15 protein-coding genes and 1 pseudogene are annotated in these 15,654 nt (G+C 46.4%); 13 read left to right on the top strand and 3 right to left on the bottom strand.

Annotation, left to right across the window (positions count from 1 at the left end; genetic code table 11):
- The first annotated feature begins 59 nt into the window (after window positions 1-59).
- From J3B89_RS12910 to J3B89_RS12965, 12 genes and pseudogenes are all read left to right on the top strand, one after another.
- Window positions 60-362: a nucleotidyltransferase domain-containing protein gene (locus tag J3B89_RS12910; protein WP_215397995.1), complete on the top strand. Its 303-nt coding sequence runs from the start codon at window positions 60-62 to the stop codon at window positions 360-362.
- The gene (locus J3B89_RS12915; RefSeq protein ID WP_215397997.1) at window positions 359-823 is read left to right on the top strand and encodes a hypothetical protein; all 465 of its coding nucleotides are present in this window, start codon (window positions 359-361) and stop codon (window positions 821-823) included. Before J3B89_RS12910 ends, J3B89_RS12915 begins: the two co-directional genes overlap by 4 nt.
- A 34-nt stretch (window positions 824-857) precedes the next feature.
- Window positions 858-1,320 (top strand): annotated as a pseudogene (locus tag J3B89_RS21405) (sugar transferase).
- A gap of 193 nt (window positions 1,321-1,513) precedes the next feature.
- Window positions 1,514-1,897, top strand: a complete 384-nt coding sequence (locus tag J3B89_RS12925) for a four helix bundle protein (RefSeq protein WP_215398001.1) — start codon at window positions 1,514-1,516, stop codon at window positions 1,895-1,897.
- Between the two features lie 149 nt (window positions 1,898-2,046).
- On the top strand, window positions 2,047-3,378 hold the full coding sequence (locus tag J3B89_RS12930) for an MBL fold metallo-hydrolase RNA specificity domain-containing protein (RefSeq protein ID WP_433915370.1): 1,332 nt from the start codon (window positions 2,047-2,049) through the stop codon (window positions 3,376-3,378).
- A gap of 83 nt (window positions 3,379-3,461) precedes the next feature.
- Window positions 3,462-4,637: a nucleotide sugar dehydrogenase gene (locus tag J3B89_RS12935; RefSeq protein ID WP_215398004.1), complete on the top strand. Its 1,176-nt coding sequence runs from the start codon at window positions 3,462-3,464 to the stop codon at window positions 4,635-4,637.
- 93 nt (window positions 4,638-4,730) lie between these two features.
- Window positions 4,731-5,630, top strand: coding sequence for a UTP--glucose-1-phosphate uridylyltransferase GalU (galU, locus tag J3B89_RS12940; RefSeq protein WP_215398006.1), 900 nt, complete (start codon window positions 4,731-4,733; stop codon window positions 5,628-5,630).
- A gap of 97 nt (window positions 5,631-5,727) precedes the next feature.
- Window positions 5,728-7,713, top strand: a complete 1,986-nt coding sequence (locus J3B89_RS12945; protein ID WP_215398008.1) for a polysaccharide biosynthesis protein — start codon at window positions 5,728-5,730, stop codon at window positions 7,711-7,713.
- A 125-nt stretch (window positions 7,714-7,838) separates the two neighbouring features.
- Window positions 7,839-8,165: a hypothetical protein gene (locus J3B89_RS12950; RefSeq protein WP_215398010.1), complete on the top strand. Its 327-nt coding sequence runs from the start codon at window positions 7,839-7,841 to the stop codon at window positions 8,163-8,165.
- Window positions 8,166-8,250: 85 nt separating this feature from the next.
- Complete coding sequence (locus J3B89_RS12955) at window positions 8,251-8,964, top strand: YjbF family lipoprotein (protein WP_215398012.1); 714 nt, start codon at window positions 8,251-8,253, stop codon at window positions 8,962-8,964.
- The gene (locus tag J3B89_RS12960; protein ID WP_215398014.1) at window positions 8,961-9,704 is read left to right on the top strand and encodes a capsule biosynthesis GfcC family protein; all 744 of its coding nucleotides are present in this window, start codon (window positions 8,961-8,963) and stop codon (window positions 9,702-9,704) included. Before J3B89_RS12955 ends, J3B89_RS12960 begins: the two co-directional genes overlap by 4 nt.
- Entirely contained in the window at window positions 9,701-11,809 is a 2,109-nt protein-coding gene (locus J3B89_RS12965; protein ID WP_215398015.1) for a YjbH domain-containing protein, read from the top strand. Before J3B89_RS12960 ends, J3B89_RS12965 begins: the two co-directional genes overlap by 4 nt.
- 53 nt (window positions 11,810-11,862) lie before the next feature.
- Here the strand turns inward: J3B89_RS12965 and J3B89_RS12970 are convergent, their stop codons facing one another.
- From J3B89_RS12970 to J3B89_RS12980, 3 genes are all read right to left on the bottom strand, one after another.
- On the bottom strand, window positions 11,863-13,377 hold the full coding sequence (locus J3B89_RS12970) for a sensor domain-containing diguanylate cyclase (RefSeq protein WP_215398017.1): 1,515 nt from the start codon (window positions 13,375-13,377) through the stop codon (window positions 11,863-11,865).
- Window positions 13,378-13,449: 72 nt separating this feature from the next.
- Window positions 13,450-14,466, bottom strand: a complete 1,017-nt coding sequence (locus tag J3B89_RS12975) for an MJ1255/VC2487 family glycosyltransferase (protein ID WP_215398019.1) — start codon at window positions 14,464-14,466, stop codon at window positions 13,450-13,452.
- Between the two features lie 3 nt (window positions 14,467-14,469).
- Window positions 14,470-15,093, bottom strand: a complete 624-nt coding sequence (locus tag J3B89_RS12980; protein ID WP_215398021.1) for a thymidine kinase — start codon at window positions 15,091-15,093, stop codon at window positions 14,470-14,472.
- A gap of 141 nt (window positions 15,094-15,234) precedes the next feature.
- On the opposite strand from J3B89_RS12980, the gene J3B89_RS12985 reads away from it, so the two are divergent.
- On the top strand, window positions 15,235-15,654 hold the full coding sequence (locus J3B89_RS12985; protein WP_215398022.1) for an MAPEG family protein: 420 nt from the start codon (window positions 15,235-15,237) through the stop codon (window positions 15,652-15,654).

Below are 15,654 nucleotides of genomic sequence, written 5' to 3' on the forward strand. Positions count from 1 at the left end.
TGGTGGCTAAAAGCTTGATAGCTGGTTAAACTTGGTGCAGTGAGCTAAGGAGTTAAGTTATGCGTCTTACTAAGCAACAGCAAGAAATTATTAAGCAAGTGCTGTTAAAACACTTTGGTAAAGGTTCAGAACTGCGACTTTTTGGTTCAAGGGCTGATGACAATGCCCGGGGGGGGGATATTGACCTTTATATAGAGCCTGAATTACGCGCGGCTGACGATATTGTTGAAGCCAGGCTAAATGCTTTGGTTGAACTGCATCTGGCGCTTGGTGAGCAAAAAATTGATTTGCTGATTAACCGCAAGGCTGGCACCGTTTTGCCAATTTATAAGATTGCAAAAGAGACCGGTATTCGTTTATGAACAAGGCGGTCTTTCAGGGAATAGTCGATATTTGTTTGACGCATGCCGAGCGTTTGCGTTGGTCTATGCAGCATTTGGCTGACAAAAAGCCGTTTACTGCTGCTCGTTTATCTCAACTCACGGAAATTGAACTTGCCGTATTTGATCAGTTCATTGTCAGGTTTTCAAAATTGCAGGATGCTATGGGGGCTAAATTACTACCTGCAATAATAGAGCTAACGCATGAAGAGGGCGAACTTAATACATTTATTGATAAATTGAACCGGCTTGAAAAGATAGGTGCGCTGGATTCTGTTGAGCAGTGGCTAAAGCTGCGGGAAATGCGTAACCAATTTGCTCATGATTACCCTGATGATCCTGAAATTCAGTCAGCATTATTTAATAAAGCTTTTGGTATGGCTGAGCAGTTGTTGCAGTGTCTGGAGCATGTAATCCGTTTTGCTGCTAAATACAGTGATTAGTTGGTAGTTGTGAGTGTTTAATTCCAGAGGATCTATGTTAATTCGTTTGTTGGATATTGTTTTTGCTTTTTGTGGTTTAGTGTTTGGTTTTCCGGTGCTGGTTATTCTTACTATTATTGGTTTATTCGATGAAACCGGATACTGCCCATTTAGCCAGCGCCAGTGCAATAACACCCTTTGGTGGTTTTTTACGCAAGAGTAAACTGGATGAACTGCCGCAGTTGTGGAATGTGCTGTGGGGCGATATGAGCCTGGTAGGCCCACGGCCTTGCTTGTTTAACCAGGAAGAGTTAATAGCTGAGCGTGAGCAGCGCGGTGTACTAAACGCCCGCCCCGGTATTACCGGCCTGGCGCAGGTTAACGATATTGATATGTCAACACCGGTATTGCTGGCCGAGACAGATGCCAGAATGTTACAAAATCTGACACTGGCGGATTATTTTAAGTATATTTTTATGACAGTGGCGGGGAAGGGCGCAGGGGACCGGGTAAAATAGTGTTGAGTGTTGAGTGTTGAGTGTTGAGTGTTGAGTGTTGAGTGTTGAGTGTTGAGTGTTGAGTGTTGAGTGTTGAGTGGTTAATGGTTAATGGTTAGTGTTGAGTTGTGGGTGGTTAGTTTTTAGTTTTGGTTTGTAAAAGTTTTGTTTTTGGCTATAGATATTACATGGTTCGGATTTGTGAGGGCCGGGAATGCCTGCTGAATCGAATAATGTATTGGCCAAGGCTTTTGAGTTTGCAGTTCGGGTTGTTAAGCTTTATCAGTATTTGGTAAAAGAGCACAAAGAGTATGTTCTTTCTAAGCAGTTATTGCGCTGTGGTACTTCTATAGGGGCAAATATTAACGAGGCGCAGGCAGGGCAGTCAAAAGCTGACTTTGTTGCCAAAATGAGTATTGCCAGTAAAGAGTCAAGGGAAGCGAAATATTGGTTAGAGCTGCTATGTATAACTGGCTATCTCGATAATACTCAACCGCACGTAACCAGCTTACTTAACCAAAACGAAGAACTAATAAAAATACTAACCAGCATAGTAAAAACCTCTCAAGCTAACTCAAAAATCACAACTAAAAACTAAGCACTCACAACTCAAAACTAAACATTCACCCCTCACCACTAAAAACTCAACACTTAAAAGGACATCGGATGTCGGCATTGTATACTTCCCCCCAATTTATCCATCACGGTGCGGTTGATGGCGTTACCGGTTCTTGCCATGAGTATCGCATCAGCGATGATTACGGCCTGTTAATTGACTGCGGGTTGTTTCAGGGTGCTGAAGTATCAAGCAGCGGTTCTGCCAGTACACCCCAGATCACTTTTGCGCTGGCGCACATTCGCGCCCTTATTGTCACCCATGTGCATATTGACCATGTTGGGCGTATTCCCTATTTGCTGGCAGCCGGTTTTACCGGGCCAATTTTTTGTACTACTGCGTCGGCCACCTTATTACCGCTGGTGCTGGAAGATGCACTTAAAGTAGGTGTTACCCGTGATGAGGCGTTAATTAATGCTTTTTTAGCCAGGGTACGCCGCCAGTTAGTGCCCTGTGAATTTAAACGTTGGGTAGCTTTGCCTGTGTTAGAAGGGACGGGGATTAAAGTGCGCTTTCAGCCTGCCGGCCATATACTGGGCTCGGCTTATATTGAGTTAAGCCATAATACGCCAACAAAAAAGGCGTATAAAACGGTATTTTCCGGCGATTTAGGTGCACCTTATGCGCCGCTGTTACCTGCACCCAAGCCACCTTATGCAGCGGATGAAGTAGTAATAGAAAGCACTTATGGCGACAGACTACATGACAACCGGCGCCAGAGGATAAAAAGGTTAGAGCAGGTGCTGCTGCACTCATTACAGGATAACGGCACTGTGTTGTTTCCGGCTTTTAGTATTGGCCGCACGCAAGAATTATTGTATGAGCTGGAAGCTATTATTTATCGCTTGCGCGGACAGAAAATTCATCAGAATCTGCGCTGGGATGAGCTGCAGATTATTGTCGACTCGCCACTGGCAGCAAAATTTACCCAGGCGTACACTGAGTTAAAAAGCTGCTGGGACAACGAGGCCAAACAGCGTTTGCGCCAGGGCCGCCATCCTCTGAGTTTTACCCAGTTACATACCATAGCTAGCCATAGCCAGCATTTAGATGTGGTGCAGTTTTTAGCCCGCACTAAACAGCCGGCTATTGTTATTGCTGCCAGTGGTATGTGTGAAGGTGGCCGGGTGGTTAATTACTTGAAGGCTTTATTGCAAGATAGCTTGCATCAGGTGGTGTTTGTTGGTTATCAGGCCCGCGGCACTTTGGGTGCTACCATACAGCGTTTTGGCCCACAGGGCGGCTATGTTGAAATTGACGGCCAGCGTATTAATATCGGCGCAGAAATTATTACATTAAGCGGCTATTCAGCCCATGCCGACCAAGCTGGGTTAGTAAATTTTGTAAAGCGAATGCAGCGTAAGCCAAAACGGGTGCGCATAGTGCATGGCGATTACAATGCCAAGCAGGCATTGCAACAGGCGCTGGCGGCTTATGTCAAAGAAGTGGTTATTAGTGTTTAGTTGTGAGTGTTTAGTGTTGATTTTTAGGGTAAACTCCGCACTTAAAATTCACACCTCACAACTCATAATTCAAAAAGGTTGTTATGTCAGGTTTAAAAATTGCTATTGCCGGTACCGGCTATGTCGGGCTATCTAATGCTATGTTGCTGGCACAGCATAATAACGTGGTAGCGCTGGATATAGTGCCGGAAAAAGTAGCGTTGCTAAATGCTAAAAAGTCGCCGATAGAAGATAAAGAAATAAGCGATTTTTTGCAGCATAAAGCATTGAATTTTACTGCTACTCTGGACAAACAACTGGCTTATGCGGATGCTGATTTTGTTGTTATTGCTACCCCGACAGATTACGATCCGCAAACCAATTATTTTAATACCAAAAGTGTTGAAGCCGTTATAACCGATGTAATAGCAATAAACCCAAAGGCGGTAATGGTAATTAAATCTACCGTGCCAGTGGGTTATACTAAAACTGCGCGGGAAAAATTTGCTACCGCCAACCTGATATTTTCACCGGAGTTTTTACGCGAAGGCCGGGCATTATACGACAACCTGTACCCATCACGGATTATTGTCGGTGAGCAAAGCGAAAGAGCTACAATTTTTGCGACATTATTACAGCAAGGCGCTGTTAAGCAGGATGTACCGGTATTATTTACCGACAGCACTGAAGCTGAAGCGATAAAGCTGTTCTCTAATACGTACCTGGCGATGCGGGTAGCCTATTTTAATGAGCTGGATAGCTATGCCGAAAGCCATGGTTTAAACAGCCGGCAGATTATTGAAGGCGTGGGTTTAGACCCGCGTATTGGCAAACATTATAACAATCCAAGCTTTGGTTACGGCGGTTATTGCCTACCTAAAGACACCAAACAGTTACTGGCAAATTATAGTGAAGTGCCAAACAATATGATCCAGGCTATTGTTGATGCCAACCGCACCCGCAAAGACTTTATTGCTGATTCTATTGTAAAGCGTAACCCGAAAATAGTTGGTGTATACCGGTTGGTAATGAAAACGGGTTCGGACAATTTCCGCGCCTCTGCTATTCAGGGCATTATGAAGCGCATTAAAGCCAAAGGCATTGAAGTAGTAGTGTACGAGCCTGAGCTAAAGCAGGATGAGTTTTTCCGCTCACGCGTTATTAAAGATTTGGCCGAGTTTAAGCAAATTTCTGATGTGATAGTGGCGAACCGGCGCAACGAAGCTTTAGCAGATGTGGAAGATAAAGTGTATACCCGTGATTTGTTTGGTAGCGATTAAGTTAGTGTTGAGTTGTGAATGGTGAGTTTTTAGTTGTTCACTAAACACTAAGCATTGAGCACTCAACACTCTACATTAAGTATCGGAGTTTAAATGAAAGTATTAAAAGCGGTAATTCCGGTTGCCGGGCTGGGTACCAGGATGTTGCCGGCAACTAAAGCAATACCGAAAGAAATGTTACCGGTGGTAGATAAGCCGCTGATACAGTATGTGGTAAGTGAATGTATTGCTGCAGGTATTAAGCAGATAGTACTGGTAACGCATTCATCGAAAAACAGTATAGAAAACCACTTTGATAAAAGCTTTGAGCTGGAATCTATGCTGGAAAAGCGGGTGAAACGCCAGTTGTTAGATGAAGTGCAGGCAATTTGCCCGAAAGATGTAACTATTATGCATGTGCGCCAGGGCGAGGCAAAAGGCCTTGGCCATGCGGTACTGTGTGCTTTGCCGCTGGTAGGGGATGCCCCTTTTGCTGTAGTGCTGCCTGATGTATTGATCGATAGTTATGACAGCGATTTGCACCGTGATAACCTGGCAAAAATGGTGCAGCTGTTTGAGCAAAGCGGTGTTAGCCAGGTAATGGTAGAGCCGGTGCCACATGACATGGTAAGCAGCTATGGTGTTGCCGATGTTGATGGCCACCAGATGAAAGGCGGTGAATCTGTTAAAATGACAGCTATAGTAGAGAAACCGGCTGTTGAGCAGGCTCCATCCAATCTCGCTGTGGTGGGGCGTTATGTTTTTAGTTCGCAGATCTGGCAACAGTTAAAACGCACTCCTGTCGGGGCCGGTGATGAAATTCAACTGACAGATGCAATAGCGTTGTTGATGGAAGCAGAAGCGGTTAATGCTTACCATATTACCGGCCGCAGCCATGACTGTGGCAATAAGCTGGGTTATATGCAGGCTTTTGTTGAGCATGGTTTGCGCGATAAACATTTAGGACCGGATTTTAAGCAGTGGTTAAGCCGGTTGCTGCATACTGCAGGTTAGGCATAATACGAATGCAGTGGTGGCGGATGTTATGTCCGCGCCGGTTAAAATTGATTGTTGTTGGCCGCAAAAGGCTAACCTTATTCTGGAGTAGTTAATGCTGGCTTGGTTGCTGGGGTTGCCCCGTGCGATAAAACGCTTAATTTCTGTGATAGCTGATATGTTTTTTTTAATCAGCTCCTTGTTTGCTGCATATTTTTTGACACAGCATGAAGATCGCACTGATATTCCGGAAATTGCCCTGGCTTTTGCCGTAACCCTGCCAGTTACATTATTTATTTTTACCAAGCTTGGTTTGTACCGTGCAGTTATCCGCTATATAGGCCAGCATGCGCTGGGGGCCGTGTTGGCTGGTATAGTAAGCAGTGCTTTTGTACTGGCGCTATTGTTTGGCTTGTTAAAGGTACATGATAAAGGCAACCTGATTTTTGTTTATGCTATTCTGGCTTTAATTAGCTCAGGCGGTTTGCGTTTACTGGCGCGGATGTTTTTGGTGCAGCGTAATAATGGCCATAAAGAGCGCGTACTTATATATGGTGCCGGCTCGTCCGGTCGCCAGTTAGCGCAAGCACTTATTAATGGCGAACAGTACCACCCGGTGATATTTGTTGATGACGACACCACCTTGCATCGCTCTACTATTTTGGGGGTGCCTGTAGGTGCGCCAGCCCAGATTACCAGCTTAATAAAATCACATAATATCAGCCGTATTTTACTGGCTTTACCCTCTGTAAGCCGCTCACGCCGGCGCGAAGTGCTGGATGCATTGGAAGAGTTGCCAATACCGGTGCAGTCTATCCCCGGCATGAGTGATTTAGTTGATGGCTCTATGCGCATTGACGAGCTGCAGGATGTAAAAATTGAAGACTTGCTGGGCCGTGATCCGGTGGCACCGAAAACCAAACTGATGCGGGCCAATATTCATGGCAAGGTAGTTATGGTAACCGGGGCTGGCGGCTCTATTGGCTCGGAGCTATGCCGGCAAATTATTACCTGCGAGCCGAAAACACTAGTGTTATTTGAGTTATCCGAATTTAGCCTGTACAGCATAGAGCAAGAGCTAAGCGCGCTGATTAAACAGCAGCAGTTGGATATTCAGCTGGTGCCAATAATGGGCACGGCGCAGCGGCGTAACCGGCTGGAAACGGTAATGAAAGCCTTTAAAGTGCAAACGGTTTACCATGCTGCCGCTTATAAGCATGTGCCGTTGGTAGAATATAATGTGGTTGAAGGCGTACGCAATAATGTATTTGGTACCTGGTATGCTGCCGAGGCGGCTATTGCCTCTGGTGTAGAAACCTTTGTACTTATTTCTACCGATAAAGCAGTGCGGCCTACCAATGTTATGGGCGCATCAAAGCGCTTAGCCGAGTTGGTATTACAGGCTTTGTCAGAACGGCAAAGTGTTACCCGGTTTTGTATGGTACGTTTTGGCAATGTGCTTGGCTCCAGCGGTTCTGTGGTGCCACTGTTTCGCGAGCAAATACGCCGTGGTGGCCCGGTTACGGTAACCCATAAAGATATTATCCGTTATTTTATGACCATACCTGAGGCGGCGCAGTTAGTAATACAGGCCGGTGCTATGGGGCATGGTGGTGATGTATTTGTGCTGGATATGGGCGAGCCGGTGAAAATTGCTGATTTAGCGAAACGTATGATCCACCTGATGGGGCTCGAAGTTAAAGACGAAGTTCACCCTAATGGTGATATAGAAATTCAGTATTCCGGCCTGCGGCCGGGCGAAAAACTGTATGAAGAATTGTTAATTGGCGAAAGCGTGCGTGTAACTGCACACCCGCGTATTATGGCTGCCGATGAGGTGTGCCTTAGCTGGAGCCAGATGGAAACCATGTTATTGCAGCTGGATACTTTGTGCGATAGCTTTGCGGTAGAGCAAATTATAGAGTTAATGCGGGTGGCTCCGACAGGCTTTAATTATAGCTGTGCCAGTAGCGACCTGGTAGTGAAATCCGGTTGTGACTATGACTTGGCGGCGCCTGTTGCGGTGCCGCTGAATATGGTAGTAAATACCGCTTCGGGCATAGGTGCTGCGGCTGCAGCGCCGGCAAAGAAGTATTGTTAGCCAATACTGTTAACAGTAAGCTGCAAAAAAAGCAGTTAATACGCATTTAGGGGTTGAGTAATACCGGGCTTTACGTTACTCTTCGCCTAACTGGAAATCCAAGTTTGTTTATTGAGGGAATTGCTATGAAAAAATTAATTATTGCTGCTGCGGTAATGGCGTTAAGCGCTGGTGTTAATGCGCAAGATGTTGCCGGTGGTGCAAATGCTAAAGAAGGCACTATTGGTGGTGTTGCTACTACCACTATTGCTGCTGGTGTAGTTGGTATTGCTGTTGCTGCTGCGGTTATTTCTAATAACCGTGGTACTTCTGTTGGCCCAGGCCCAGTTGGTGATACTTGTAACTCAGGCGACGGCACACCCGTTAATGGTGTATGTACTGGTACTACCATTACTGGTACTGGCACTAACACTATGGCAGTAACCTTTACTTACCCTGCAATCAGTGGTTAAGTTTGTTGCAATAAAAAAGCCGCCTGCTGGCGGCTTTTTTATTGCTGTAGGTTTATTTGGCATCTTTATTCAGCGGGCATACACCTTGATAGCTTCAATTAGAACTGTTTTTAGCAGCCTGGTGCTGCTAACCCTTACCGCATGTGCCGGTACTTACCACTCCTATTTAGATAACCTTAAGCTTGCATTTGCAGATACCCCGGATGCTGAGCTTAGCCTGGCCGATGTGCAGCAATCACAATACGATTTACTTTATGTAAAGCACGGTGAACGGGCGCAGGCCGTAATGGTATTAATGCACCTTGAAGCAGGTCAGCATAAGTGGGTATCGGCAGATAATGCCATGCTGATAATGGAGCAGGGCCGCCTGGTACGCACTTTAGGGTTAGAAAATGACTTATTGCATCTTACCAATACTATTAATGACCCGGTTCGCCGTGTAGCTTCTATTCGCCCGGATAATACCTGGTTGCGCCTGGCTGACTGGCATAACGGCGAGTACGGCTACACGCTACGTTCAAGCTTTGAAGTTATACCAGCGCAACAGTTAACGGTTTTTCAGCAACAGCTGAATACTACTTTGGTAGTTGAATATGTAAAGTATGAAGATCAAGCTAATTACCTGCGTTTTGATGGCCAGTGGCAAAATTACTTTTGGTTTGACAGTAAAACCGGCACCTTAATAAAAAGTGAGCAGACGTTGTCACCTTTTTTACAACCTATAACCATGACCTATGCCAGCCGGATAGGGCGGCTGCTGCCACCGGTAAGTAAAACTAATACTGGTGGTGCACAATGAAGAAAATAAATATGCTCAGAGGGCTGATTTTTAGTGCTTTACTTATTGCGCCGGCAGTTTATGGCGCAGTAACGGTGGATATAAATGGTAGCCAGTACCAGTTTGATACCAACCCAAGGCTAAGTGAGGTACTGGCTCCGGTTGCTTTACAAAGCAATTGGTACTGGCCTGCTGCGGCGTTGTATCGGCTTGACTCTGACGAGCCGGAACAACTGCGGCAACAGGTGCTGCAACAAATAGCGCAGTTAAAACAATATAATGCTGCAGACAGTGATTTAGTAACGACACTGCAATCACTGGAGCGCCAGGTGGCAGCCTGGCGTTTAGCTAAACGTATTGCTAAGCCAATAGACTATGATTTTGCCCGTGTTCGGCCAGACCTTAATCCGCGTTTTGATAATGGTGCTTATTTATTACAGCTAAAGCAGCGGCCAGGCAATGTGTATCTGTTTGGTGCGCTAAATTCTGAGATGACGGTAACACACCGTGGAGCTGCACCTGCGGCTGATTATATGTTGTCAGCCCGGCCGACAGGCACAGCCGATGTTACTGAACTGATGCTGGTGCAACCTGACGGTAAAGTGCAGGCTGCCGGTGCTGCCTACTGGAATCATGCCCATATTGAAGCTATGCCGGGGGCGCAGATGTTTGTTCCGCTGCGAAGCCAACTGTTTAGTTCACAATTAGATATATTAAATAAGCGTTTGCTTGAGCTTGCCAGCCACAGGGTGTTGCCATGACTGTCGTACGTATTCCGTTTTTACTTTCTTTAATTAGTCTGGCGCTGCAACCCTTAGTTGCAAAAGCAGATAACAGCGATAACTGGCAGCAAGTACCTGCAGGTGTGTCACAAATGGCGCATGGCGGCGTGGGTTTAATTCAAACGCCAACAGCCCGTATGGCACCCGCCGGTGATTTATCGATAAACTATACCGATAATGAAGAGTATCGCTTATGGTCGGTAAGTATTCAGTTATTTGACTGGATGGAGTCTACGGTGCGCTATACCGATGTGCGTACCCGTCTTTATAGTGCTGACCCTGGTTTTAGTGGTGATCAAACGTTAAAAGATAAGGGCATAGACGTTAAGTTTCGGTTGGTAAAAGAAAGCACTTATTTACCGCAGGTAGCGGTGGGCTTTCGGGATTTTGGCGGTACCGGCTTTTTTGAAAGTGAATTTATTAGCTTAAGCAAAAAATGGGGTGATTTTGATTTTCACCTCGGTATGGGCTGGGGTTATTTAGGCAATAGCGGCAACACCAAAAACCCGTTTTGTGAGCTAAAAGATAGTTTTTGCAGCAGGCCCGGTGGTTTTAGCGGGCAGGGCGGTAAAATAGATTATGACCAATTTTTTAAAGGCCCGGCGGCTTTATTTGGCGGTGTGGAATACCAAACCCCCTGGCAGCCACTGCGCTTAAAACTGGAATATGAAGGTAACGATTACCAGAATGACCGGGCTGGCCAGTTGGAACAGGACAGCCGCTGGAATGTAGGTGCTGTGTATCGCTGGAAAGATTTTAATTTTGATCTGAATTACCAGCGCGGCAATACGCTGGGTTTTGGTGTGCATTATGCGATGAACTTACACAGTATTAGCCAGGTTAAAGTTAAACCGGCACCGCGGATTATTCCTGAGCAGTTAGATGCCAATAAGCAAATTACCGACCGTGATGCTTTGCCAAGGGCTCTGTATCGTGAAGCAGGCTTTGCTTTGCATACATCCTATATGAATGAAGATGAATTTGTATTGTATGGCCAACAGATAGCTTACCGTGACCATGATGAGGCGATTGAGCGTATAGGCCGGATTTTAGCTACAGAAGTACCGGCTAATATTAAAATTTACCGTATAGTAACCTATGCCGGCAACTTGCCAATGGTAGAAACAGTGGTAGATGCACAGCAGTTTATTAGTGCTGCCCGCTATGACTCGTTACACAGTGACGTTAAATCAACTTATGTGCGCCAGCAACCAGAGGAACGTACACTTGGGTTAACTACGCCATCTGATCGAAGTGGTTTTTATACCGGTGTTGAAACTTTCTGGATCCAAACCTTTGGCAGCCCCGAAGCATTTTATATGTATCAGGGCGGCGTATTTGCTAATGCTGGTTACAATTTGACCCCTAGCTTTAGTATCAACGGCACAGCTAAAGTAACCTTGCTGGAGAACTTTGATAAATTTAATTATAAAGTTGATGCGCAAAATACACCGTTACCCAGGGTACGCACTTACGTGCGTGAGTATGTTACCGGTAGTACAGTTTCAATGGAAAACCTGTATTTACAATGGCAGGACCAGATAGCGCCAGACATTTATGCCCAGGTTTATGGTGGTTATCTGGAGACTATGTTTGGTGGCGTGGGAGGCGAAATGCTTTACCGACCGGTTGACTCGAACTTCGCTATTGGTTTTGATATCAACTATGTACGTCAGCGCTCTTACGAGAATGACCTGGACTTTTTTGACTATAAAACTTTTACCGGCCACGTAAATGTATACTGGAAGCCCGAGTTTTTACCGGATACCCAGCTGACCTTCAACATCGGCCAGTTTTTGGCAAAAGACCGTGGTGTAAATGTCGATTTTGCCAAGCGCTTTGACAGCGGTATTGTGGTGGGCGCTTATGCTGCTTTTACCAATGTGTCATCGGCTGAATATGGCGAGGGTAGCTTTACCAAAGGTTTTTATTTATCGATACCCTTTGATTTATTCTCACTGCGCCCTTCAAAAGGCCGTGGACGTTTGCCTTGGGTACCAATTGGCAGAGACGGTGGTCAGCCATTAAACCGGCCTAATACCTTGATTGACGCCACTGAGCAACGCTCGCCATTCTACGACTAAGCCTGTGGCTTAGATTGGCAGAAAAAACCAAACGGGAAGCCTGGCTTCCCGTTTTACTGTGCGGCGATAATAAACTGGTTACGCCCGTTAGCCTTGGCCTTATATAAGGCTTTATCGGCAGCGCTGATAAAATCGGCGCTGGTGCTGTGTTTATTGGGGATACTTGCGGTAATGCCTATACTTGCAGTGACCACACTGGCAATATCAGATTGCTGATGCTCAATGGCCAGCTCTGTTAATTGTTGCTGTATTTGCTTTGCCATCCGGGTGCAGGCCCCGGTGTCGCTGCCGGGCAGGATAATAGCGAACTCTTCACCACCGTAGCGTGCTGCCAGTTCACCTTTGCGGCGGGGTAACTTATTCAGGGCCTGGGCAATGCACTTTAATGCGTCGTCTCCGGCCTGATGACCGTAATGATCGTTATAGAGTTTAAAGCGGTCAATATCAAGTAACAGCAAACCCAGCGGCAGCTTATTGCGGGCACAGCGTTGTAGTTCATTTTGCAGGCTGGTATCAAACTGTCGCCGGTTGGCGATGCCGGTAAGGCCGTCCTGACTGGCTTGCTTTTGCAGTTCCAGATTAACCTGTAACAGTTGCTGTTGCATCTGCTGTAATGAGCGGCGGTAGCTAACATTTTGCAGGGTATTGGCGATCATTTCACCTACCAGTTTCATCCGGCGTAAGTCATTGCCGGTCCAGCTACGTTGCCGCGATACCATGTCGCAGCCAACAAAGCCACTGAGTTTGTCATTGTTGAGCATGGCGCAGCATAGTACTGACTGGATATCTTCAGCGATAAACTCTTGCTGCTCGGCAGAAGCTTCTGTTGGCAGGCTGGTAACGTCGTTAACGGCAAATACCAGATCCTGCTGTATTTTCTGGTAAAAGTAAGGCAACGCCTGCCGTGGAATGTGTTGCAATTTGGCTTTGTGTGAGCTGATACCGCTACGCACCCATTCATGAGTGTTGCTCATTTCAGTGAAATCGGTATTAAATAAAAAGACATAGCTGCGATCGGCATGGCAAAACTCGCCGATGGCAGCCAGTGCATCCTCAATATGCTGATCGAGTTTATCGTCCTGTACGTTGATTAGCTGGGTTGAAATAAGTGACATTAGCTTATCAAATGCCAGTGCTTCTTCTATTTCTGCCTGTTCTGGCAGCAATGCCGGTTGCAATGGCACCACGGTGTTTAAGGCCATAGGTTGTAGTGTAACCAGATTAATACTGTGCAGTGTAAACGACAGCGCAACGCTGGTGCTTTGCAGCAGTAGCGGGTTGTCATGGTTATTCAGCTGGATCAGCTGTTGCAGTGCTGTGCCACTTAACGCCAGCAGTAATGGGTTATGCAGTAAATCAAAGGCCTGTTTGTTATCCGGGTTGAGTAACGGCACTTGCTGTAGTTGTGATACAGATAACACATTTTGCTGCGCAGGTAACCGGAACAGGGTTAATGCAGCCTGGTTAGCAAATACGGCGGCTCTGGTGTTTTCTTTATATAACAGCGCAATGGGCAGGGCTTCGAGTACTGCCCAAAAATGGGGGAATGTAACGTCTTGTTTTGACATGCCGCACTCACTTTATCGTTATGCTTAACTATAACTGATTTAGTGGTATTGGCAAAAATGGCCCTTAGCGTTTTAGCTCCATAGTGTTTTACTCAGGGTATTTACTTCACCCGGCGCATCTTGCAGCAACCAGTTGCAAATAGCGCTGGCAACGTTGGGGTAGTTTACTGTGCCGTGCCGTTGCTTTTCGTTTAGCCATTTTGCAATTACATTGGTACTGAGGCTGTCGGTGCGGCTGGCTAATTGCAGTTGCTGCAGTGCCAGAGCATTGGATTGTTGCTCCATCTGGCCCCGTAGCGGTTTTACCATAATGTGTTTTTGCAGTTGCAGTGCTTCGCTTATCAGTTCAAAACCAGCATTACTCAGTACATGGCTGCAACGGGCTAAATCAACCTTAAAAGCATGCAGCGCAGGTGGGTGAGTTTGTATGTGGCCGATAGCCGCTTTAGCCAGACCGGGACCGTACAGGCAAAACTGAAACCCGGTTAATGGTTTTAGCAGGCCAATAACCTGCTGTTGATCTTCAAACGGTAAATATACCAGCACTGTATTGGCTTCTACGGCTGTGTTGTGCTCAGCCTCGTCGATAATAGGTGGCAGAATGGGCTGATTAAAATGGTGCCAGTGCAGGCCCAGTTGTATTTGTGCCGGAGCAAAGTGGCGGAACATCAGGTGGGTAACCAGATTGGCATGCTCCATCGGGATTTTATGCAAAAAGGCATACTGATGCCCCAGCGCAACGCTGCGCTTATTTTGCTGCTTTGCCGCGTGGGCGGTAATGGGTTCAAAATCAGTAAGAACCAGATCATAGCTGCTGCAATCGAGTGTTTTAATATCCTGCCACAGTGTTTTTACCGATGCGTGTAACAGTGTTTGCCAGTAATTGACTTTGCCGGCTTCAGTCACGAAGGTTAAGCCGCGTTTAACCTGATAATCGCCAAACTGCTGCATATCAAACAGTTGGTCGCCGGGGCGGCCGGAAAACAGGTAATCTACCTGTACACCGGCTTTAGCCAGATATTTCCCCATGGCGCGGGCGCGGCTGATATGACCATTTCCTGTTGCCTGCACACCATAGAGAATTTTCATGCTTTACTCCGTTGTTTTATCCTGGCTGGTACTGGCCTGAGTTGATTTGTCCTGCCATACCAGTGCTTTAAAGTGAGCGCGGCACATGGATATATAACTTTCATTGCCACCAATTTGTACCTGTGAGCCTTCGGTTGCTGCCTTGCCATGCTCGTCTAACCGCACCACAAAGTTGGCTTTGCGGCCACAATGGCAAATGGTTTTCAGCTCTATCAGTTTATCGGCCCAGGCCAGCAGTGCTTCGCTACCGGCAAAGGTTTCGCCTAAAAAATCAGTGCGCAGGCCAAAGGCCAACACCGGTATATGTAAATCGTCGACCACATCGGTTAGCTGGCGCACCTGGGCTTTGGATAAAAACTGTGCTTCGTCTATTAATACGCAATCTAAACGGCCCTGTGCTTTTAGCTGCTTTACATGGCTGACAAAATTAAAGCTGCCATTAAAAATATGGGCATCCATTGCCAGGCCAATGCGCGAGCTTACTTTGCCCAGGCCGTAGCGGTTATCCAGTGCGGCGGTGTAAATAGCCACTGTCATACCTCTTTCCTGATAGTTATATGCACTTTGCAGTAAAGAGGTTGATTTACCGGCGTTCATTGCCGAGTAGTAAAAATATAATTGCGCCATTGCATCATCCAACTAAAAAAGACGATGCAGTATAGCAATATCACTGCCTGAAATATAAAGGCCAGAGATGACAGAATTAAGACACTGGTATCTTTAACCTGGCTGCATTAAGCTCTGAGCGGATTAAACGGGGAGAATAAAATGGAAAAACTGATCTTGCTGCCGGTGTTTGTGCAGATATTGCTTACCAGCGTGGTGATGGTGCTGATGGGCAAACGCCGTATCAGGGCGGCTAAAAATAAAGAAATTACTGTAGCCGCATTTAAAACCATGAACCTGACGGGTGCCAATGAGCAGGTTATTGCCACCAGCCGTAATTTTGATAACCAGTTTCAGATGCCGATGCTGTATTTATTCAGCGTGTTGTTTACATTGCAGCTGGGTTTGGCCGATTTGGGCTATGTGCTTTTAGGCGCGGCTTTTGTATTGCTGCGAATACTGCATACTGTCGTGCATATTGGCAGCAATAATGTGCGGTTGCGTTTTAATCTGTTTTTATCAGCGTGCCTGGCCTTGTGGTTAATTTGGCTGCGTTTAGCCTGGCAGGTGCTGGTGGCCTGA

Source organism: Rheinheimera oceanensis (assembly GCF_018831085.1).
Lineage (GTDB): Bacteria > Pseudomonadota > Gammaproteobacteria > Enterobacterales > Alteromonadaceae > Alishewanella > Alishewanella oceanensis.

Excerpts from the sequence above, each read along its gene's own strand:
- J3B89_RS12950 (WP_215398010.1), top strand. The coding sequence starts at position 7,839 with ATGAAAAAATTAATTATTGCTGCTGCGGTAATGGCGTTAAGCGCTGGT.
- J3B89_RS12925 (WP_215398001.1), top strand. The coding sequence starts at position 1,514 with ATGCCTGCTGAATCGAATAATGTATTGGCCAAGGCTTTTGAGTTTGCA.
- J3B89_RS12910 (WP_215397995.1), top strand. The coding sequence starts at position 60 with ATGCGTCTTACTAAGCAACAGCAAGAAATTATTAAGCAAGTGCTGTTA.
- J3B89_RS12935 (WP_215398004.1), top strand. The coding sequence starts at position 3,462 with ATGTCAGGTTTAAAAATTGCTATTGCCGGTACCGGCTATGTCGGGCTA.
- J3B89_RS12980 (WP_215398021.1), bottom strand. The coding sequence starts at position 15,093 with ATGGCGCAATTATATTTTTACTACTCGGCAATGAACGCCGGTAAATCA.
- J3B89_RS12965 (WP_215398015.1), top strand. The coding sequence starts at position 9,701 with ATGACTGTCGTACGTATTCCGTTTTTACTTTCTTTAATTAGTCTGGCG.
- J3B89_RS12970 (WP_215398017.1), bottom strand. The coding sequence starts at position 13,377 with ATGTCAAAACAAGACGTTACATTCCCCCATTTTTGGGCAGTACTCGAA.
- J3B89_RS12960 (WP_215398014.1), top strand. The coding sequence starts at position 8,961 with ATGAAGAAAATAAATATGCTCAGAGGGCTGATTTTTAGTGCTTTACTT.
- J3B89_RS12915 (WP_215397997.1), top strand. The coding sequence starts at position 359 with ATGAACAAGGCGGTCTTTCAGGGAATAGTCGATATTTGTTTGACGCAT.
- J3B89_RS12975 (WP_215398019.1), bottom strand. The coding sequence starts at position 14,466 with ATGAAAATTCTCTATGGTGTGCAGGCAACAGGAAATGGTCATATCAGC.
- galU (WP_215398006.1), top strand. The coding sequence starts at position 4,731 with ATGAAAGTATTAAAAGCGGTAATTCCGGTTGCCGGGCTGGGTACCAGG.
- J3B89_RS12985 (WP_215398022.1), top strand. The coding sequence starts at position 15,235 with ATGGAAAAACTGATCTTGCTGCCGGTGTTTGTGCAGATATTGCTTACC.
- J3B89_RS12945 (WP_215398008.1), top strand. The coding sequence starts at position 5,728 with ATGCTGGCTTGGTTGCTGGGGTTGCCCCGTGCGATAAAACGCTTAATT.